We start from the raw sequence: 18,705 nt of genomic DNA on the forward strand, positions 1-18,705 counted from the left end.
GGACATGGATATCGCCAAGGACATCAGGAAATTCCTGACGACCCGGCGTGCCCGGCTCACGCCCGGGCACGTGGGCCTGCCGCCGGGCCGGCGCCGGCGCGTGCCCGGGTTGCGCCGCGAGGAGGTCGCTCAGCTGGCCGGTGTGAGCATCGACTACTACACGCAGATCGAGCGCGGGCACGTCGCCGGAGTCTCCGAGGAGGTGCTGTCTGCCGTGGCCCGGGCGCTGCAACTGAGCGACGCGGAATCCGCGCACCTGTTCGACCTGGTGCGCGCGGCCACCACCCGGATCGACCGGACCCGCACACCGCCGCATCCCGGCCCGGCCGTGCCCGACGGTGTGCAGGCGCTGCTGGACAGCATGGTCACCGCCCCGGCCGTGGTGCTCGACGGTCGTCTCGACATCGTCGCCGCCAACGCGCTCGGCCGGGCGCTGTACGCGCCGTTGTTCGCCCGCGCCGGGGCGACGCCGAACCTGGCGCGGTTCATCTTCTTCGATGCCGCCGCCGGCCGGGTCTTCCCGGACTGGGACATCGCGGCCGACGACGCCGTCTCCCTGCTGCAGGGCGAGGCCGCGCGCTCCCCGGACTCGCCGGCCGTCACCCGGCTCGTCGGGGAGCTCACCACCCGCAGCGAGGACTTCCGCAGCCGCTGGGCGGCGCACAACGTCAAGGCGCACCGCCACGGCGTGAAGCGCTTCCGCCACGCCGACGTCGGGGAACTCGTGCTCAGGTACAACATGCTCGACATCGGCACGGGCGGCTTGTCGTTGTTCGGCTACACCGCCGAACCGCACTCGCGGTCCGAGGAGGCGCTGCGGCTGCTTGCCTCCTGGGCGGTGACCGCCGAATAGGACCGGAAATCAAAGGCGAATCTGCCCGAATTGACGCCGGCGTCAGGCTAGACTCGCGGCATCCGAAACCGCGGCAGCGTGGCCGCATTGGAGGGGGAACGGCGATGAGTCCCAGGCGATCCGCCCGCGGCGACGACGGCCTGTCCGAGGTGTTGCCGCCCAGCCGGGAGCTGACCGTGCGCGCGGCCGACGACACCCCGCTGCACGCCGAGGTGTTCGGGCCGCCGGACGGCTATCCGATCGTGCTGACCCACGGCATCACCTGCGCGATCCGCGCGTGGGCCTACCAGATCGCCGACCTGGCCACCGACTACCGGGTGATCGCCTTCGACCACCGGGGCCACGGGCGCAGCGGCGTCCCGCGCGGCAACGGCTACACCCTCAAGGCCCTCGCCGCGGACCTGGATTGCGTGCTCGAGGCGACGCTGGCGCCGCACGAACGGGCGGTGCTGGCCGGGCACTCGATGGGCGGCATCGCGATCGCGGCCTGGTCGGCGCGCTACCGGCACAAGGTGCACCGGCGCGCCGACGCGGTGGCCCTGATCAACACCACGACCGGCGACCTGGTCGGCAAGGTCAGCCTGCTGCCGGTGCCGCGCAGGCTGGCGCCGGCGCGGGACCTGCTCGCGCGCGGGCTGATCGGCGCGTTCGGCGGGTTCCCGCTGCCCGGCGTCGCCCGCGTCCCGAGTCGTTACCTGGTCGCCATGCTGGCCGTCGCCAAGGACGCGGACCCGAGCGCGGCCAGGCTCGTCTACGAGCTGTTCGCGCAGACCTCGGCCGTGGGGCGCGGCGGGTGCGCGCGGATGCTCGTCGGGTCGCTGGGGTCGCGCTACCTCGACCTGGAGGGCCTCACGGTGCCGACGCTGGTGATCGGCAGCGAGCGCGACCGGCTGACGCCCATCAGCCAGTCCCGTGCGATCGCGCGCACCGCGCCCAACGTCGTGGGCCTGGTCGAGCTGCCCGGTGGTCACTGCTCGATGCTGGAACAGCCCGCCGAGGTGACCCGCCAGCTGCGGGAACTGGCGGGATCGGTCAGCCGCGAACTGCGGCGCATCAGCTCCTGACGGGGCGGCTCACAGCAGGGCCGCGACCTCGGCGGCCGCCCGGCGGCCGGATCGGATGGCGCCGTCGAGAAATCCGGTCCATTCGTCGGCCGTTTCGGTGCCGGCCCAATGGATCGGCCCGACGGGCCGGCGCAGGTACGGCCCGGACCGGGTCCACGACCGCGGCGGCACCGCGGCCGTCGGGCCACCCGGTGCGAATTCTTCGGTGCCCCAACGATAGTCGACGTAGTCGAGGGGTTTGAGCGCGTCGCTGCCGAACAGCGACGCGAAGCAACGCAACGCCTCGCGGCGCCGCTGGTCGGCGGGCAGCGAGTCGAACGCGCGGGCGTCGACGAAGCCCATCAGGATGCCCGGCCCGTCGGCGTGCGGGCTGACGTCGAAGGTGATGAAGACCGGACCCTCGTCGGAGAGGGCCTGGCCGGAGAAGCCGTCGGCCCGCCAGAACGGCGTGGAGTAGGCCGCATAGGCCTTGCTCAGGCGTCCCTGCGGCCAGTGCCGGGCGAGTTCGTCGTACTCCTCGGGTAGCGGGGGAGTGAACTCGATCGAGGCGCGGTGGGCGGGCGGGACGGCGACGATGACGAATCCGGCCTCGGCCCGGCCCCGGTCGGAGGTGACCGCCACCCCGGCGCCATTGCGCTCGATGCGCCGCACCGGTGCGTCGAGCACGACGCGCGGGCCGAGCTCGGCCGCCACCGCGTCGGCGATCTGCTGGGTGCCGCCCGGGAAACGGTCCTGCTGGGCCCCGTTCTCGACGTCGAGCATCCGGTCCAGGCCGCCGGCGGCGCGCACGTACCGGGCAGCGTGCAGCATCGACACCTCGTCGGGTTCGCACCCCCAGCTCACCCGGGCCACGATCGCCAGCAGGTCGCGGGAGGAGGCGGAGGCGCGCACCGAGCGCAACCAGTCGCCGAGCGACTGGGCGTCGAGTTCGCGGGCGCGGCGCGCGTTCCACGGGTCCGCCAGCGGGATGCCGCGCGCGATCCGCGCGAACTGCCAGCGCAGCCGGCCGATGTCGATCAGCCCCGCCAGCGAGAGCTTCGGAATGGTGCCGTGGTAGGGGCGCGCCCAGCCGCGCCACTGGATGATGCTCCGGCCGTGGTGGTGGGTCGGGGTGGTCGGGATCTGCAGTTCGGCCGCCAACGCCAGCACCGCGTCCTGGGTGGGGCCGACGAAGGTGCCGCCCATGTCGGCGGGCAGCCCGGCGACGCTGCCGGTGAACGAGCGGCCGCCGACGCGGTCGCGGCCCTCCAAGACCACCACGTCATGGCCCAGCCGGGTCAGTTCCCGCGCGGCGGCCAGCCCGGCGAAGCCGGCTCCGACCACCACGACGTCCACGTTCCAGGACCCGGCGTCGGGGGGCGGCGGATTCGTCACGCCGTCTAGTGAACCGCACTCGGGCGAGAATGCCCAGCGTCAGGGGGCAACCGACAGCCAGTCGGCGAACCCGGACGGGTCGTGGCGGCCCAGCGCGCCGTGCTCGTAGAGCCCCCAGCCCTCCACCGGCTCCGCGTCGCCGTCGCGGCACAACGCCCGGCCCACGTGATCGATCACGCCGAACCCGGAGCGTGCGACGATCGCCGGGTCGGTCATGTCGTAGGTCAGCCGCTCGACGAACTTCTCGCCCTTCCACATCCCGTGCAGCCAGTCGGAGTCGCCGCCGTAGCCGCCGCCGACGTGGATGGGGACGGGCAGCTTGGACTCCACGTCGAAGTGGACCGGGGTGCCGTCCGGTGCGGTGGCGTCGATCGTGGCGCCGGTGGGGATGCGCGTGCCGGAGCGGTAGTGGATCTTGACCCGCGGCCAGCCCAGCTGCTCGACGCGGCCGTCGCGCCAGACCCGGGTGCAGTCGTTGAGCGAGCGGAAGCCGTCGGGCTCCTCCTGGATGATCAGCACGATCGCGAAGTCGTCGAACGCCATGGGCACGTAGAGCCACCACATGCCCTCGAAGGGCGGATCGGCGGGGCGGCCCGCCGGCTCGGGCTCGCCGATCGGCCGGATGCCCCAGGACCGGTCGCGGCTGCCGATCCAGGTCGCCGGGTCGACGGCGAACTCGTCGCCGTCGACGGCCAGGCGGCCGCTCCAGGCGCCCAGCTGGGCGAACCGCTGCGCGTTGAGCGTCACCCGATTGCCCGACCGCAGGACATGCGGCTGTTCCTGCACGACGTCGAACAGGCCTTCCCAGGTGAGATCGGCTGCGATGCCGTCGGTTTCGTCGAGTACCAGGCGCAGTTTGCGCAGCGGCTCGACGACCTCGATGCGGTAGCCGTTGACGTTCTGGTTGAGCCGGTCGGAGTCGATGGCGTCGGACAGGTGCACCGCGGTCTGGGTGTCGCCGCGCCGGACGAGCAGGAACGCGTCCTTGACGCCCAGGTTCGGGTAGTAGCCGATGCCGCTGACGACGAAGATGTCCCCGGTACGGTCGTGGGCGTTGAAGTAGGCGCGGTCGTAGAAATTGCGGTCCGAGGAGCCCGGCCACGCGATGGGCTGCGGGAGCTGGTGCACCGGGAATTCGTCGAGCGGGCCAAGTGATTGCGGCATTACCGGTCCTCTCCGATGAGACCGTCGCCGATTAAACGGCGCATCAGTCCGGCGTGGTAGAACAGCGATTCGACGTCGTCGGGTTTCTCGGTCTCCCCGAAGTGCACCCGACGGGCGCCGGTGCGCATGAACACGCACGCCCACATCACACCCGAGTACACGTAGAACCAGTTCAGGTCGCCGAGCTCGACGCCGGTGAGTCGCCGGTAGGTGGCCCGGACGTCGTCCTCGCGCATCACCTCCGGCAGGCCCGGCAGCCCGGCGAGGCCGGTGAGTTCCTGAAAGACCATGTGCGCGTAGATCATCCACGCGACGTCGAGCTCACGCGGGCCGAGCGTCACCATCTCCCAGTCGAGCACCGCCACCGGCCGGAAGTCGCGGTACAACACGTTGCCCACCCGGGCGTCGCCCCACAGCAGGACGGGTTCGGCGGCGGCCGCCCCGGCCGGCCAGTGGGCCTCGAGCCACTCGAAGGTCCGCTCCAGCAGCGGTGAGCGGCCGATGTCGGGCACCGCGAAGTCATACCAGGACCGCACCCAGTTGAAGTGCCGGCGCAGCGCGGTGTCGCCTGCGGAACCCTCGGCGAGAAAGCCGAATTCCTCGGCGGCGCAGGGTATTGCGTGCAGCTTGGCCAGCACCCCGACCGTGGCGTCCTGCAGTTCGCGCTGGCGCTCGGCGGGCGCGTCGGCGAACCAGTTGTTGCCGAAGGTGTAGGGCATGACGTCGGGCGGCACCTCGCCGTCGACGTAATCCATCACGAAGTAGGGCGTGCCCAGCACGTCGCCGGTGGACTCCAGCCAGCGGACCGGCGGAACGGGGACGTCGGTGAGTTGACCGACCTTTCGTATCACCTCGAATTGGTGGTCGAGCCGGTAGGTGGGGAAGACCTGCACGTCCTCGGCGGCCGGGGCCACCCGGGTCACCAGCTTCTGCTCGATCTGCCGCCCGTCCTGGCACCAGCGGGCGGTCAGGATTATGGTTTCCGAGGACATGCCCGTGGAGTCCACGCCGCTCTCGACGGTCACCTCCGGTGTCGCCCCGCCGGGCAGGACCGTGGCCAGCCACCGCGACATCACCCCCGGCAGGGTGCTGACGTCGCGGCTCGAGCGCTGCAGCCGGTCGACCTTGTCGAGGACGGGTTCGTTGGCCACGGGGTGCCCCCATTCTTTGCGACTTCTGCGCGGCAATTACGATACGGTAGGTAGCGTTATGAAAGCAGACCCGTCCGCCCTTGACAAGGCCCCCGGCGCCGGCCGCCCGCGGGACCCGCGCATCGATTCGGCCATCTTATCGGCAACCGCGGAACTGCTTGTGCAGATCGGATATTCGAATTTGAGCCTGGCCGCGGTCGCCGAGCGGGCCGGCACCACGAAATCCGCGCTGTACCGGCGGTGGTCGAGCAAGGCCGAGCTGGTGCACGAGGCGGCTTTCCCGACGGCCCCCACCGCGCTGGAGGCGCCGGCCGGCGACATCGCCGCCGACGTCCGCATGATGATCGAGGCCACCCGCGACGTGTTCACGACGCCGGTCGTGCGCGCCGCGCTGCCCGGCCTGGTGGCCGACATGACGGCCGACCCCGCCCTGAACGCCCGGGTCATGTCGCGTTTCGTCGACGTGTTCGCCGCGGTGCGGCTGCGGTTGGGCGAGGCGGTCAAGCGGGGCGAGGCGCATGCCGACGTGGACCCGGACCGGTTGATCGAGCTGATCGGAGGAGCGACGATGCTGCGGATGCTGCTGCGCCCGGAGGACGAACTCGACGCGGCGTGGGTGGAGCAGACCACCGCGATCGTGGTGCACGGGGTGCGGCGATGACGGGGCGGCTCGCGGGCCGGGCCGCGATCGTCACCGGCGGCAGCCGCGGGCTGGACCGGGCGATCGCCGCGGCGCTCGCGGCGGAGGGTGCGGCAGTCGCGGTCGCGGGCCGCACCGAGCAGGTGTGGGACGAGCGGTTGCCCGGGACTATCGGCGAGACGGTCGCGGCGATCGAGTCGGCCGGTGGCCGCGCCGTGGCGGTCCGGTCCGACTTGACCGACCCGAATGACATCTCCGGGCTGGTGGATTCGGCACGAGATGCCTTGGGGCCCATCACGATCCTCGTGAACAATGCGGCCTTCACCGCGCCGGGGCGCCCGCCGGCGCCCGGCGGCGCGCCGCGCGCCAAGCCCGCGGCGAAGGCGGCCGGCGCCAAGCCCGGCTGGCCCGGGTTCGTCAGCGTCCCCCTGGCCGCCTACCGCCGGCACTTCGAGATCGCGGTCTTCGCCGCCTACGAGCTGATGCAGCGGGTGTGCCCCGACATGATCGACGCGGGCGGGGGCGCGGTCGTCAACATCAGCTCGGTCGCCTCGCGACTGCCCGGCGACGGCCCCTACCCGACCGCAGCGGGGGAGTGCTGCCCGGCTACGGCGGATCGAAGGCGGCGCTCGAGCACCTTACCCAGTGCGCCGCCTACGACCTCGCCGACCACAACGTCGCGGTCAATGCCTTGTCGCCGTCCAAGCCCATCATGACCCCGGGCCTGGCCTACTATGCGCGGGAATTCGGCGACACCGCGAACGCCGAGGAATTCGCCCGCGCCGCAGTCGAATTGGCGTTGGTCGATCCCAGCGCGGTCACCGGCCGCACGATCGGCCATCTGCAGGTCCTCGACGGCAGCTTCCGGCCGTTCGAACCCGAATAGGGGGCTTGGCCGCCGGTGGCGCCGCGCGCCCGGCTGGGGCCTCGAGGCGCCCGGGCTCAGTACCCCGGTGCCGGTGCGCCCGGCCCGCCGGGCATCGGCCCCGGCCCAGCCGGTCCGCCGGGCATCGGCCCCGGCCCAGCCGGTCCGCCGGGCATCGGCCCCGGGCCACCCGGCCCGCCGGGCATCGGCCCCGGCCCAGCCGGCCCGCCCGGACCGGGCGGACCGGGTGGCGCCGGCTCGTCGGGCAGGAAGCTCACCTGCGAACCGTGCGCGACGGACTGCGTGCGCGCGTCGCCGGTCGCGCCGGCCGGAGCGATCCCCGAGGCCGCGATCGCTGCGCTGACGGCCAGGCCTGCGACGCCCGCGCCGATCGCCGCCAACGGACGGTGGAGTGCATGGCTGTCGTGGCTCTTCTTGCTGTCCATGATGTTTCCCCATTCTCAACTGGACTTGGTTCGGGTGGATCCGGACTCTCCCCGGCTACCCGGCAAACTCGCGCCGAAACTTCGGCGGCCGATCCCACCTCACTCCTCCGGAACCGGCGGATCGAGATCACCGCGCAAAAGCTCGTCGGGATGGTGGGCGTGGTTGATCTCCGGCGGGCCGTCGCCCTTGCTCCAACCGAGCCGCCCGTTTTCGGTGACCTCGGTGTGCCATTCGCCGCGGCTCGCGCCGTCATGGTCGCCGCCGCAGGCGAAATGCAACGAATCGGCGTCGGTGCGGCCGCCTTGGGCCCAGTCCGGCGAATGGTGCACTTCGCAGTTATAGCCCGGTTCAAGGCAATTGGGGCGCGTGCAGCCCCGGTCGCGGGCGTAGCAGACGAGCCGCTGATCGGCTGTCGCGATCCGCTTCTGGCGGCCCAGGTACAGCGGCCGGCCGGTGTGCTCGTCGAACACGGCCAGGCAGTGAATCGCATTGGCGGCCATGCGGATGAGGTCCGGCATCGGCAGCCTGGAACCGCCGCCGGTCCGCGCGGGCGCGGGCATCGGGACGGACTCGTCGGCAACCGCTGCGGCGGCTCGCTCGAGATCGCCCAGCGTGGTCGTGACGATCACCGTGACGGGGTGGCCCCGGTGCGATCCCAGCCGACCGGACGAGACCGCGGCCTCCAGGCCCAGTTTCAGCGCGTCATGGCAGCGTTGGGCGGGTGTGCGCGTGTCGCGCTCCTGCGGCGCGGCGCCGTCGGGTTGGTGACGGCCCGGACGCACGGCCGCGTGGATGGCCTCGAAGTACGCTCGGGCCTCGGGGTCCAACAATCCCGACAACCGGGACATGCCATCCGGTCCCTGTGCGCCCAGGTGTAGCCCGCGGCGACGGGCCCGATCCTCGTCGTCGAACAAGCCGTCGGGGTTGAGGTGGTCGGCGATCCGGTGACCCAGCTTGGTGACGACACCGGCATCGAGTTTGCGCGCGTGCTGCACCAGCGTTCGCTCGGCATCCGCCACGTCGGAGGCCGAAACGCAGGACGGCAGCACGTCGACCGCGTCGCAAACCGCGCGGATGTGGTCCTCACCGACCGCGCCCGCCTCGACCGCCGCCGCCAACTCCGGCAGCTCCGGTGCGACGGGGGGACCGGTCAGCGAGCGCCGCGGTCGGATCCGCGCGGCCAGCTTGAAGCGGCGTTTGATTTCCCGCGGCGGGATGCGCAACCGGGCCCACAGTCGGTCGCGTTGCGCCGGTATGGACTCGGCGCCGTCGGGCGGCTCGGCGATCTCGGCGAAAAACCGATACATCAGGCCGCGGTTGGTGCGGTGCTGGGTCTCCAGCCGTTCGGCGACGTCCACCCGGAAGTCGTTGCCCACCACATCCGAGGAGGTCGCCCGCAGCAGGTCCTGGGCGGCGTCGATCGCGTCGAGGGCGGCGCCGATCCGCTCTCGTGCCTGTTCGGGGCTCGCCGCGACCATGCCCCCACGATATCGAACATGCGTTCGAAGATCGCCCCCGTTTCACCGGGTTGTGGATGAAACTCCGACTGTGGACAACGCACCACCGGCCGGCGCCGCGACTCCTGGCGAAGCCGCCGCCTGACGTGCGAGGATGAAAAACCGAAGCCGCAACGGCGGCAGTTAACCGGTCGAGTGGTGTGCCAATGCCCGGTAGTGACAAACCTGCGGCGCGGGTCGTTGCGTTGATCGTGCTCCTGCTCGTGGTCGCGGCGGCGCTGCGCGGCTATCTTCCGGCCCATGAGCTGGCCCCCCGCACCGAGGCGGGCAGCAATGCCGCGGCCTGGACGGCCGTCGTCGCGGCGCTGGCCGGGACGGTGACGCTGCTCGCGATCGCCGTCGTCGCGCGGCTGCGCGATCCGCGAGGGTTCGCGCCCAGCGGGCCGGACCTGCCCGCGCTGCTCGGCACCGGCACCGGCCGGCCGAGTTGGCGGGTGGTGCTGGTCGCGCTCGGGGTGATCGCGGGCCTGCTGCTGGCGCTGACGCTGCTGACGCGGGCCGCGGCGGGCCACGACGTCACGCCGCCGGCGCCGGGGACCACGAACGCGTCGCCGCCGCCGTCACACACCGGAGCCCCGCCGCCCCGACAACCCCCGAAAGCCGACTCGGGCAACATGTCCGGCGTTCTGATCGCCTGCACGCTGCCCCTGCTGCCGATCCTCGTCGTGGGCACGCTCCTCGAGTCGCGTCGGCGCTGGCGCGCGAGGGACGCGGGCGCAACCACCGCGGAAGAGCGCGCAACCGCGGCGCCGCAACCGAACCCGGGCTCGCTGGTGCGGGCCGCCGAGCGCGGCCTGGCCGAGATGACAGACCTGCGCCGGGAGCCGCGCGAGGCGATCATCGCGTGCTATGCCGCAATGGAACGCGAGCTCGCAAACGTTCCGGGCGCCGTCCCGCAGGATTTCGACACTCCCACCGAGGTGCTGGCCCGCGCCGTCGAGCGCCACGCGCTGCACGCCGACAACGCCATCCAGCTGGTCGACCTCTTCGCCGAGGCGCGGTTCAGCCCGCACGTGATGAACGAAGGTCACCGCGACGTCGCGGTCCGAGTGCTGCGGCTGGTCCTCGACGAACTGCGGTCTGTGAGCCACGCATGAACAGGCTTGTCGCCCTGGGCGTATTCCTCATCCTCAGTGTGGAGCTACTGACGCTGGCCCTGCCCGATCGCGGGCTCGTGCTCGCGGCCACCGGCGTCGCGCTGGCCCTGGTGCTGCTCAACGTCCGTCGCGTCGTGGGGAGGGGGCCGCAGCCCTACGAGGAGGCCGGTCCGGACGACCTCGGGGACGCGCTGCGCCGCTGGGTCGCCAACACGGAGACGACCATCAGGTGGTCGGACTCGACCCGGGCGGACTGGGACCGGCACCTGCGGCCGATGCTCGCGCGGCGCTACGAACTCGCCACCGGCCAAAGGCTTTCGAAGGATCCCGCCGCGTATCACGCCAGTGGGCGGATGCTGTTCGGAGCCGAACTCTGGGAATGGGTCAATCCCAACAACGTCGTCCGTGGCGGTGACCGGGGGCCCGGCCCCGGCCGTGCGGCGCTCGAGGCGATCCTACGGAAGCTGGAGCAGGTATGACGTTGCCCACCGCACTGCCGGCCGACAAGACCACCGAGTACTGCGGTGCCGTCATCGACGAGATCGAACGCGTTGTGGTGGGCAAGCGTTCGGCACTGACGCTCATCCTGACCGCGGTCCTCGCCCGCGGGCATGTGCTGATCGAAGATCTGCCGGGACTGGGCAAGACGCTCATCGCGCGGTCTTTCGCCGCCGCGCTGGGGCTTCGGTTCACCCGGGTGCAGTTCACGCCCGACCTGCTTCCGGCCGACCTGCTCGGCTCGACGATCTACGACATGCAGTCGGGCCGGTTCGCGTTCCGCGCCGGACCCATCTTCACCAACCTGCTGCTCGCCGACGAGATCAACCGCACCCCGCCCAAGACCCAGGCGGCCCTGCTGGAGGCGATGGCCGAAAGCCAGGTCAGCATCGACGGCGAAACTCACCAGCTGCCAACGCCGTTCATCGTCCTGGCGACCGACAACCCGATCGAGTACGAGGGCACCTACCCGCTGCCTGAGGCACAGCTGGATCGGTTCGCGATCCGGCTGGAGCTGCGCTATCTCTCCGAGCGCGACGAGACCGCGATGCTGCGCCGGCGGCTGGAGCGCGGGTCGGCCGAGCCGGTGGTCGATCAGGTGGTGGACGCGCACGATGTGCTGGCCATGCGCGAGTCCGTCGAGCAGGTGACCGTGCACGACGACGTCCTGCGCTACGTGGTGTCGCTGGCGGCGGCCACCCGGCACCACCCGCAGGTCGCGGTCGGCGCCAGCCCGCGCGCCGAACTCGACCTGGTTCAACTGGCCCGGGCCCGTGCGCTGTTGCTGGGGCGCGACTATGTGATTCCCGAGGACGTGAAGGCGCTGGCGATCCCGGCGATCGCACACCGGATCACCCTGCGGCCGGAGATGTGGGTGCGAAAGATCCAGGGCGCCGACATCGTCGGAGAGCTGTTGCGGCGCCTGCCGGTGCCCCGGACCGGCGGCGGCGAGAGTCAAGCCCCGACGGGCCCGGCGTGACACAGGACCGGGCAGTCGAGTTTCGCTGGCGCGCATCCCTTTTGACGCGGGCGGTCGCGACATGTGCTGGCGCTGCGCTGGCGGTCGCGGTGATCGGCGGCCGGTGGCAGCTGATCGCTTTCGCCGCACCGCTGCTCGGTGTGCTGTGTTCGGTCAGCTGGCAGCGTCCGATGCCCCCGATCCGCGTGCACGGGGACCCCGTGTCGCAGCGATGCTTCGAAGACGAGCGGGTGCGACTCCGGGTGTGGGCGACCACCGAAGACGCCGGGGCCGCCACCGTCGAGCTGGCGGTCCCGGACGTCGCGGGCGTGCGGCTCGAAGTCCTCGCCGCCGATGGCCGTGCGGCGAAAACGGTTGCGGCGACGGCGCATCGCTGGGGCCGGTATTGCCTGCGGGCACGCGTGGACGTGGTGGCGCGCGGGGGGCTGCTCACCGGCACGGCCACCGTCGCCGCCGCCGCCGTCGTCGTGTTCCCGCTGACGCCGCCGCAGTCGACGCCCGTCCCGCAGACCGAGCTGCTCGACCGCCTGGGTGCGCACCTGACCCGGCACGCCGGGCCGGGCGTCGAGTACGCCGACATTCGTCCCTACGTGCCGGGCGACCAGTTACGGGCGGTGAACTGGCCGGTGAGCGCGCGCCGCCGCCACCTGCATGTCACGCAACGGCTGACCGACCGCGCCGCCGACGTGGTGGTGCTGATCGACACCTACCGTCAGCCGGCCGGCCCGGCGACCGAGGCCACGGAACGGGTCGTACGCGGGGCGGCCCAGGTGGTGCAGACGGCGCTGCGGCACGGTGATCGGGCCGGAATCGTCGCCCTGGGCGGCAAGCGCCCGCGGTGGCTCGGCGCCGACATCGGACAACGCCAGTTCTTCCGTGTCCTCGACACCGTGCTCGACGTCGGCGAGCACTTCGAGGACACCACCGGCACCCTGGCGCCACGCGCGGCCGTCCCCGCCGGGGCGATCGTCGTCGCGTTCTCCACGCTGCTCGACACCGAGTTCGCGCTGGCGCTGATCGACCTCCGCCGCCGCGGGCACGTCGTCCTGGCGGTCGACGTCCTCGACCGGGCTCCGTTCCGGGGCGAGCGCGACCCGCTGGTGGACGAGTTGTGGGGACTGCAGCGCTCGGCTATGTATCGCGACATGGCTACCGTCGGTGTCGACATCGTGCCGTGGCCCGAAGGCGCCGCCCTGGAGCAGTCCATGGGTGTGCTGCCGGACCGCGGGCGACGGGTGCGGGGATGAGCGTGGGCATGGCGGGCGCGGCGAGGGTGGGACTGCCCGCCCTGTCGACGGCATCCGGGCTGCTGATGGTGGGATCGGTCGTCGTCGGTTCGCACGGGGCGGCGCTGGTCGGGTGCGCGGCGGCGCTGACCGCGGTGGCCGTCGGGACGGTGTTTCGGCCGGCCGCAACGTTCGCCGTTCTGCTCGTGGTGTTCGCGATCGCGCTGTCCGGCCCGCCGCCCGTGCCCGTCGGCCTGTCGGGGCTGTGCGCGGCGGCCTATCTGGTGTCCCGCCACGCCACCGGACCGTCGGCCGCGATGGTCATCGGGAGCCGCGCGACATGGGTGGCCGCCCTGTGCTTCACGTCGGCCGGGTTGGTGGCGGTGTCGTTTCCACTGCAGCTGCCGTGGCTGCCGCTGCTGGCCCCGCTGGGCGCGCTGGCGGTTTTCGTGCTGGCTACGCGCCCGTTCACCTAGTCGGGGGCGCACCACCGAAACGGGCCTTCCCGCAATGTGTCGAACCGTTCATCGCGCGGCTTTCCTGCCCCGTCCTGACCGGATCCGTCCTGACCGGATCCGTCCTGACCCGTGTGGGGTGGCCTGCCAGCGGGAGGTGCGTCGGCAGCTTCTCGGCGTTGTCGCCGGAGATCTTTTGGCTGCTGATGTTCGCGGTGACCAATTCGCCCCCGAATGCTTGAGGCGGCGCGGCCTGGGACAGCCTGCCGCCGAGGCAGTCTCTGCCGCAGCGCCTTTCGGGTCGGTGACGTCGACACTGGCCGGGCTCGCGAACGCGGGCACCCGACCCTTCGGCTTCCAGAACGCCGGCTACCGCGACAACGGGTTCGACAATTCCGGCGCCTACAGCTCCGGCGCCTCCAAGATGGGGCCTTCAACTCGGGCTTGACGAACATGGGGCGTTCGACCCCGGTCGCACCAGCCAGCGGGGGACCGCCGGAGCGTACGCGGGCGAGTCCACCGGCACCGTCGGCTACTTCGCCTCCGGCATCCCCACCACCGGGCGCGGGAGCTCGGGGAACCCCGGAACCGGCCTGGGCAACGCGGGCAGCCTGAATACGGGTATCGGCAGCTCGTGCGCGCAGGCCGGCACGGTCTCGGGCATCGGCGGCACCGGCACCAACGACTCGGGCGCCTGCAACCACAGCGACACGCCAGTCGGGCTTCGTCAACTGAACCGACCTAGGTTTGCCAGCGGCGTGGGCATCGCCGTTGCCGTCGCGCGGCCCTGCGTTACGGTTTGGTGTAACGGAGGGCTCAGTGGTAGGACGTTCGCGGTGTTCAGTCCGCTGCCGGTCTCGGAATAAAAATTTCTCAGGGATTTCCCGAATTTTCGAATATTTGCGCCGCGATGCTCTTAGAGTTTACTGGCTGGTCGAGTGTCGTGTGCCGCGCCGAGGGGTGGTGACACACGAGACCCGTGGGAACGGTGTGTGCGTCACACCTCACGGGAAGGACACGCTGATGAGCTCCAACTCGGGTCTCGGGGTCAACTCGGGCTTCGGGAACTCGGGCAGCGGCGGCCACGACGTCGGCTTCCTCAACTCCGGCAGCGGCCGCCATGAGATCGGCTTCCTCAACACGGGCGCCGGTACCCTCCAGGTCGGCATCGCCAACTCCGCCAGCGGTTCGCACACCGTGGGCGTCGGGAACACGGCCAGCGGGAACTTCAACACCGGCTTCGGCAACAGCGGCAGCGGCAGCAACAACACCGGCTGGTACAACTCGGGCGGCAACGATGCCGGTATCGCCAACACGGGGACCAACGACTCGGGTGCCGCCAACGCCGGCAATCTCGACTCGGGCGCGTTCAACCACAGCGACAACCAGTCCGGCTTCTTCAACTGATCCGCGCGGGCCGGGTCTTCGGGCCCGGCCCGGACCACGTCGCACCACGCGCCGGCGACCGGCCGCGGGGCGCCGTTGTCCCACATTCCGTTGTCGCACATTCCGTTGTCCCACATTTGACTGTGCACGCGTGGCGGGCATCAACTGTTACCACATCGGCTTGTACAACTCGGGTACCTACGACCCCGTTTTCGGCTCTTCTGCCGTAGTCGTGGGTCTGTGACCAGGGGGCTTGTGGCCCAACGCCGTGTCCTGCTTACGTTTTGGACTGTTATCGGGTTCAAGACGAAGGAGGGTGTACGGCGTTGGGTAAATCCAGGGTATTCGCGACGGTCCTCGATGGCCAGGACATGGTCGTCGATGACGTGATGATCGAGACGGAGACTTCGCGCGGAAAACAGCCGGTGACCAGCGAGGTGCTGGTGTTTGAGGTGCGGCCCAAGGCGAACCAGGCCAGCCGGTGCTCGCGGTGCCGCAAACGCTGTGCGGGCTATGACGGCGGGGAGGGGATCAGGCGCTGGCGCACCCTGGATCTGGGGACGACGAAGGCCTATCTGCAGGCCGCAGCGCCGCGGGTAGCCTGCCCCGAGCATGGAGTGGTGGTGGCCCACCTGCCCTGGGCGCGGCCCGGGGCCCGTCACACCTGGGCGTTTGAGGACACAGCCGCGTGGTTGACCGCGCATGCCGCGATCAGTGTGGTCGCGGTGTTTTTGCGGGTGGCCTGGCGCACCATCGCCGCGATCGTGGGCCGGGTGGTCGCCGATGGCCGCGACACCAACGACCTGCTGGCCGGGTTGACCCGCATCGGCATCGACGAGATCGCCTACCGCAAAGGCCACCGCTATGTAACCTGCGTCATCGATCACACGACAGGCCGGCTGGTGTGGGCAGCCGAAGGCCGCAACCAGGACACCTTGGGCCGGTTTTTCGACCAGCTCGGCGCCCAACGTGCCGCGGCGTTGACTCACGTCAGCTGTGATGGGGCGGAATGGATTCACGCCGTGCTGCGGGACCGGGCCCCGGGTGCGGTGATCTGCCTGGATCCGTTTCATGTCGTGGCCTGGGCGCTCAAGGCCCTCGACAAGGTGCGGGTGCGTACCATGGCCCGCGCCGGTGTCCGCGACCGGCACGCGATGTGGGCGACCCGCAAGAACCCGGCCGATCTGACCGGTGAGCAACGCACCAGCCTCGCGTCGATCACGGCTACCAACGCCACGCTGTATCGGGCGTATCTGCTCAAAGAGCAACTCCGCGAAGTGTTTCGGGTCAAAGGCCGCGACGGCCATCGCCTGCTGGCCGGTTGGTTGTCCTGGGCGTCGCACTCGCGCATCCCGGAATTCGTTGCCGTAGCCCGCACCGTCCGCCGTCACAAGGAGCTCATCGGCAACACTCTCGACCACCAACTGTCGAATGCCCGCTCAGAGGCGACGAACACCCACCTGCGGGCATTGACCACGCGTGCGTACGGGTTTCACAGCCCTGAGGCGATGATCGGCATGGCCATGCTCACCCGCGGCGGCCTATGCCCCGCACTGCCCGGTCGAGCAGCATGAAACCAGACCCACAGAAACGTCAGGAGACCCCCGTTTTCGCTAATCAAGGTATGAACAATTCGGATATCGGAACCCCGGCACCAACAATTCGGGTGCTTTCAAGGTGGGCGACAACCAATCCGGCTTCGTCAACTGATCGGGTCTTGGCTGGTCCCGCCAAATCATGTGCTGCCGTTGGCTTTTGGGTGAGCTGAAGCCGGCTGTTACTGTAAGCGAAGTCGGGCATAACGCCAACTTTACGTGCGTCGAATAGTTAGCGGAAAGTCTATTTTTCCGCGGATTGACTGTTTAAAGTCCGGGCTGAGCGTTTGACGCCGCGGCCCGATGAAAGGACACGTTGATGAGCTTTTTGACGTTGCCGCCGGAGATCAATTCGTTGCTGATGTTTTCCGGTGCCGGTTCGGCGCCGATGTTGCAGGCCGCGGCGGCCTGGGACGGGCTTTCCGCTGAGTTGGGTGCGGCCGCGGAGTCGTTCTCGTCGGTGACGTCGAATCTGACCGGTGCGGCGTGGCAGGGTCCGGCGTCGGCGGCGATGATGGCCGCGGCCACACCGTACTCGGATTGGCTCAGTGCAGCCGCGACTCAGGCCTCGGGTGCGGCGGCCCAGGCGCGGGCGGTGGCGGGAGTGTTCGAGGCGGCGTTGACCGCGACCGTGCACCCGATGGTGGTGTCGGCCAACCGGTCGGACTTCGTGCAGATGGTGATGTCGAACATCTTCGGGCAGAACGCGCCGGCGATCGCGGCGCTGGAAGGCCAGTACGAGGAGATGTGGGCCGCCGACGTGGCGGCGATGGTTGGTTATCACGGCGGGGCCTCGGCGGCGGCCGCGCAGCTGGCTTCGCTGCCGGAGCTGTTGCAGAGCCTGCCGGGCCAGCTGGCCGGCGCGATGGCGGGCGGCCCGGTGGCGGCGGCGGCCACAATCGCCCCCATCGGGGCGTCGCCGTCGTTGACTGCCGACCTGAACGTCTTCGGCCTCAACATCCCGGCCCTCAACACGGGCCTCGGCAACATCGGTGTCTGGAACCTGGGCGGCGGCAACACCGGCGACTTCAACCTGGGCGGCGGCAACATCGGCAGCCTGAACCTGGGCAACGGCAACATCGGCAACCTCAACTTCGGCAGTGGAAACTGGGGATTCGCCAACCTGGGCAGCGGCAACGTCGGGAACACCAACCTGGGGTGGGGCAACCTCGGCGACCTCAACCTGGGCAGCGGAAATCTCGGCTCGGCGAACTTCGGCTTCGGCAACAGCTCCGGCGGCGGCGGCGCCGTCACCGCCGCCCGCGGCGGCCTGCTCGCGGGCATCGGCAACGGAAACTTCGGTAGCGGCAACGCCGGCCGCTTCAACTTCGGCGACGGCAACCTCGGATCGTTCAACATCGGCTGGGGTAACCAGGGCAGCTCGGACATCGGGTTCGGCAACCTCGGCAGTTTCGACTTCGGGTTCGGCAACGCCGGCAGCAACGACATCGGGTTCAACCTCTCCGGCGACAACATGGTGGGCATCGGCGGGCTGAATGCGGGCCTGAACAACATCGGCTTCGGCAACTCCGGCAACGGCAACGTCGGCTTCTTCAACTCCGGCAACGGCAACGTCGGCATCTTCAACTCCGGCAACGGCAACTTCGGCTTCCTGAACTCGGGCAGCACCAACACCGGCTTCTGGAACTCCGGCGTCGCCGACACCGGCTTCGGCAACGGCGGTTCCCACGACTTCGGGGTCTTCAACGCCGGCTCCAACAACATGGGCGTGTTCAACGCGGGCGACCACAACTACGGCTTGGCCAACGCGGGCACCTACAACAGCGGTGGGTTCAACGCGGGCGGCGCCACCTTCGCCGCTACCGGCCTGGGCGTCGGCGGAAACACGGGCTTCTTCAACTCGGGCAGCCTGAACACGGGCCTGTTCGACTCCGGCGACCTCAACACCGGCCTGTACAACGCGGGCAGCGTCAACACCGGCATCGGCAGCGCGATCACCCAGCCGGGCTCGGTCTCCGGCATCGGCACCTCCGGCACCGACGTGTCCGGGTTCTACAACTCGGGCGTCGACGTCTCCGGCTACCAGAACGCGAGCGCCGGCGCCATCGGGGTGCCGAGCTCGGGCTTCGGAAACATCGGCGACGGCAACGTCGGCATCGACAACTCGGGGACGCAGTTGGTCGGCATCGCCAACACGGGCAGCAACAACGTCGGCATGTTCAATTCGGGCGCGAACAACTCCGGCATCGCGAACACGGCCACCAACGCTAGCGGCGTCACCTACACCTCGGGCGTCGGCAACTCCATCGACGACTTCGCGGGAATCGCCGACCAGGGCACCAGCTTTGACCCGGGCGCGTCCGCGGCCAAGGCTTAGCCGCGCAAACAGCGCGGGCGGGGGCCTGCCCGCATGGCCACGGACCTTCAGGCAGG

At 70.4% G+C, this 18,705-nt stretch carries 18 protein-coding genes and 1 pseudogene; 13 read left to right on the forward strand and 6 right to left on the reverse strand.

Features of this window, described 5'->3' with window-relative positions; all coding sequences use genetic code 11:
• The first annotated feature begins 4 nt into the window (after positions 1 to 4).
• Positions 5 to 853: a helix-turn-helix domain-containing protein gene (locus ACJ512_RS07425; protein ID WP_407689513.1), complete on the forward strand. Its 849-nt coding sequence runs from the start codon at positions 5 to 7 to the stop codon at positions 851 to 853.
• Between the two features lie 104 nt (positions 854 to 957).
• The gene (locus ACJ512_RS07430; protein ID WP_407689506.1) at positions 958 to 1,917 is read left to right on the forward strand and encodes an alpha/beta fold hydrolase; all 960 of its coding nucleotides are present in this window, start codon (positions 958 to 960) and stop codon (positions 1,915 to 1,917) included.
• A gap of 9 nt (positions 1,918 to 1,926) precedes the next feature.
• Here ACJ512_RS07430 and ACJ512_RS07435 read toward each other — a convergent pair whose 3' ends face one another.
• Genes ACJ512_RS07435 through ACJ512_RS07445 form a run of 3 tightly spaced genes read right to left on the reverse strand, consistent with a single transcriptional unit; the run spans position 1,927 to position 5,606 of the window.
• Positions 1,927 to 3,291 (reverse strand): flavin monoamine oxidase family protein, encoded by a 1,365-nt coding sequence (locus ACJ512_RS07435; protein ID WP_407689507.1) that lies wholly within the window; start codon positions 3,289 to 3,291, stop codon positions 1,927 to 1,929.
• Positions 3,292 to 3,330: 39 nt separating this feature from the next.
• Positions 3,331 to 4,455: a hypothetical protein gene (locus ACJ512_RS07440; RefSeq protein ID WP_407689508.1), complete on the reverse strand. Its 1,125-nt coding sequence runs from the start codon at positions 4,453 to 4,455 to the stop codon at positions 3,331 to 3,333.
• Positions 4,455 to 5,606, reverse strand: coding sequence for a phosphotransferase family protein (locus tag ACJ512_RS07445; protein ID WP_407689509.1), 1,152 nt, complete (start codon positions 5,604 to 5,606; stop codon positions 4,455 to 4,457). Before ACJ512_RS07445 ends, ACJ512_RS07440 begins: the two co-directional genes overlap by 1 nt.
• Before the next feature lie 58 nt (positions 5,607 to 5,664).
• Here ACJ512_RS07445 and ACJ512_RS07450 point away from each other — a divergent pair, with 58 nt between their 5' ends.
• Both ACJ512_RS07450 and ACJ512_RS07455 read left to right on the forward strand, forming a co-directional pair.
• On the forward strand, positions 5,665 to 6,267 hold the full coding sequence (locus tag ACJ512_RS07450) for a TetR/AcrR family transcriptional regulator (protein ID WP_407689510.1): 603 nt from the start codon (positions 5,665 to 5,667) through the stop codon (positions 6,265 to 6,267).
• Positions 6,264 to 7,132: pseudogene (locus ACJ512_RS07455) on the forward strand (SDR family NAD(P)-dependent oxidoreductase). Before ACJ512_RS07450 ends, ACJ512_RS07455 begins: the two are co-directional and overlap by 4 nt.
• Positions 7,133 to 7,188: 56 nt before the next feature.
• Here the strand turns inward: ACJ512_RS07455 and ACJ512_RS07460 are convergent.
• Together ACJ512_RS07460 and ACJ512_RS07465 are read right to left on the reverse strand one after the other, a co-directional pair.
• Positions 7,189 to 7,557 (reverse strand): hypothetical protein, encoded by a 369-nt coding sequence (locus ACJ512_RS07460; protein WP_461480017.1) that lies wholly within the window; start codon positions 7,555 to 7,557, stop codon positions 7,189 to 7,191.
• Between the two features lie 99 nt (positions 7,558 to 7,656).
• Positions 7,657 to 9,036: a 13E12 repeat family protein gene (locus tag ACJ512_RS07465; protein WP_407689412.1), complete on the reverse strand. Its 1,380-nt coding sequence runs from the start codon at positions 9,034 to 9,036 to the stop codon at positions 7,657 to 7,659.
• Positions 9,037 to 9,221: 185 nt separating this feature from the next.
• Between ACJ512_RS07465 and ACJ512_RS07470 the strand changes: the two genes are divergently transcribed.
• From ACJ512_RS07470 to ACJ512_RS07495, 6 genes are all read left to right on the forward strand, one after another.
• On the forward strand, positions 9,222 to 10,172 hold the full coding sequence (locus ACJ512_RS07470; protein WP_407689411.1) for a DUF4129 domain-containing protein: 951 nt from the start codon (positions 9,222 to 9,224) through the stop codon (positions 10,170 to 10,172).
• A complete protein-coding gene (locus tag ACJ512_RS07475) occupies positions 10,169 to 10,651 on the forward strand; it encodes a hypothetical protein (RefSeq protein WP_407689410.1) in 483 nt (160 codons plus the stop codon). Before ACJ512_RS07470 ends, ACJ512_RS07475 begins: the two co-directional genes overlap by 4 nt.
• Positions 10,648 to 11,649: an AAA family ATPase gene (locus ACJ512_RS07480; protein WP_407689409.1), complete on the forward strand. Its 1,002-nt coding sequence runs from the start codon at positions 10,648 to 10,650 to the stop codon at positions 11,647 to 11,649. Before ACJ512_RS07475 ends, ACJ512_RS07480 begins: the two co-directional genes overlap by 4 nt.
• The gene (locus ACJ512_RS07485) at positions 11,646 to 12,896 is read left to right on the forward strand and encodes a DUF58 domain-containing protein (protein WP_407689408.1); all 1,251 of its coding nucleotides are present in this window, start codon (positions 11,646 to 11,648) and stop codon (positions 12,894 to 12,896) included. The genes ACJ512_RS07480 and ACJ512_RS07485 overlap by 4 nt, the downstream gene beginning before the upstream one ends.
• 8 nt (positions 12,897 to 12,904) lie before the next feature.
• Positions 12,905 to 13,351: a hypothetical protein gene (locus ACJ512_RS07490; protein WP_407689414.1), complete on the forward strand. Its 447-nt coding sequence runs from the start codon at positions 12,905 to 12,907 to the stop codon at positions 13,349 to 13,351.
• A gap of 283 nt (positions 13,352 to 13,634) precedes the next feature.
• Positions 13,635 to 13,778, forward strand: a complete 144-nt coding sequence (locus ACJ512_RS07495) for a hypothetical protein (RefSeq protein WP_407689407.1) — start codon at positions 13,635 to 13,637, stop codon at positions 13,776 to 13,778.
• A gap of 84 nt (positions 13,779 to 13,862) precedes the next feature.
• On the opposite strand, the gene ACJ512_RS07500 is transcribed toward ACJ512_RS07495, so the two are convergent.
• On the reverse strand, positions 13,863 to 14,042 hold the full coding sequence (locus ACJ512_RS07500; protein ID WP_407689406.1) for a hypothetical protein: 180 nt from the start codon (positions 14,040 to 14,042) through the stop codon (positions 13,863 to 13,865).
• Between the two features lie 311 nt (positions 14,043 to 14,353).
• Between ACJ512_RS07500 and ACJ512_RS07505 the strand changes: the two genes are divergently transcribed.
• From ACJ512_RS07505 to ACJ512_RS07515, 3 genes are all read left to right on the forward strand, one after another.
• Positions 14,354 to 14,737, forward strand: coding sequence for a hypothetical protein (locus ACJ512_RS07505; protein ID WP_407689405.1), 384 nt, complete (start codon positions 14,354 to 14,356; stop codon positions 14,735 to 14,737).
• A gap of 305 nt (positions 14,738 to 15,042) precedes the next feature.
• Positions 15,043 to 16,290 carry an ISL3 family transposase gene (locus ACJ512_RS07510; protein ID WP_461479756.1) on the forward strand — a complete coding sequence of 416 codons (1,248 nt, stop codon included), beginning with the start codon at positions 15,043 to 15,045 and terminating at the stop codon, positions 16,288 to 16,290.
• 340 nt (positions 16,291 to 16,630) lie between these two features.
• Positions 16,631 to 18,649, forward strand: a complete 2,019-nt coding sequence (locus tag ACJ512_RS07515) for a PPE family protein (RefSeq protein ID WP_407687682.1) — start codon at positions 16,631 to 16,633, stop codon at positions 18,647 to 18,649.
• Positions 18,650 to 18,705 lie beyond the last annotated feature (56 nt).

The sequence above is a fragment of the Mycobacterium cajalii genome, assembly GCF_045809005.2.
In the GTDB taxonomy this organism is placed as follows: Bacteria; Actinomycetota; Actinomycetes; order Mycobacteriales; family Mycobacteriaceae; genus Mycobacterium.

Coding starts and splice junctions, on each gene's coding strand:
- ACJ512_RS07515 (WP_407687682.1), top strand. CDS start 16,631: ATGAGCTTTTTGACGTTGCCGCCGGAGATCAATTCGTTGCTGATGTTT.
- ACJ512_RS07505 (WP_407689405.1), top strand. CDS start 14,354: ATGAGCTCCAACTCGGGTCTCGGGGTCAACTCGGGCTTCGGGAACTCG.
- ACJ512_RS07465 (WP_407689412.1), bottom strand. CDS start 9,036: ATGGTCGCGGCGAGCCCCGAACAGGCACGAGAGCGGATCGGCGCCGCC.
- ACJ512_RS07460 (WP_461480017.1), bottom strand. CDS start 7,557: ATGGACAGCAAGAAGAGCCACGACAGCCATGCACTCCACCGTCCGTTG.
- ACJ512_RS07490 (WP_407689414.1), top strand. CDS start 12,905: ATGGCGGGCGCGGCGAGGGTGGGACTGCCCGCCCTGTCGACGGCATCC.
- ACJ512_RS07470 (WP_407689411.1), top strand. CDS start 9,222: ATGCCCGGTAGTGACAAACCTGCGGCGCGGGTCGTTGCGTTGATCGTG.
- ACJ512_RS07475 (WP_407689410.1), top strand. CDS start 10,169: ATGAACAGGCTTGTCGCCCTGGGCGTATTCCTCATCCTCAGTGTGGAG.
- ACJ512_RS07450 (WP_407689510.1), top strand. CDS start 5,665: ATGAAAGCAGACCCGTCCGCCCTTGACAAGGCCCCCGGCGCCGGCCGC.
- ACJ512_RS07430 (WP_407689506.1), top strand. CDS start 958: ATGAGTCCCAGGCGATCCGCCCGCGGCGACGACGGCCTGTCCGAGGTG.
- ACJ512_RS07425 (WP_407689513.1), top strand. CDS start 5: ATGGATATCGCCAAGGACATCAGGAAATTCCTGACGACCCGGCGTGCC.
- ACJ512_RS07480 (WP_407689409.1), top strand. CDS start 10,648: ATGACGTTGCCCACCGCACTGCCGGCCGACAAGACCACCGAGTACTGC.
- ACJ512_RS07440 (WP_407689508.1), bottom strand. CDS start 4,455: ATGCCGCAATCACTTGGCCCGCTCGACGAATTCCCGGTGCACCAGCTC.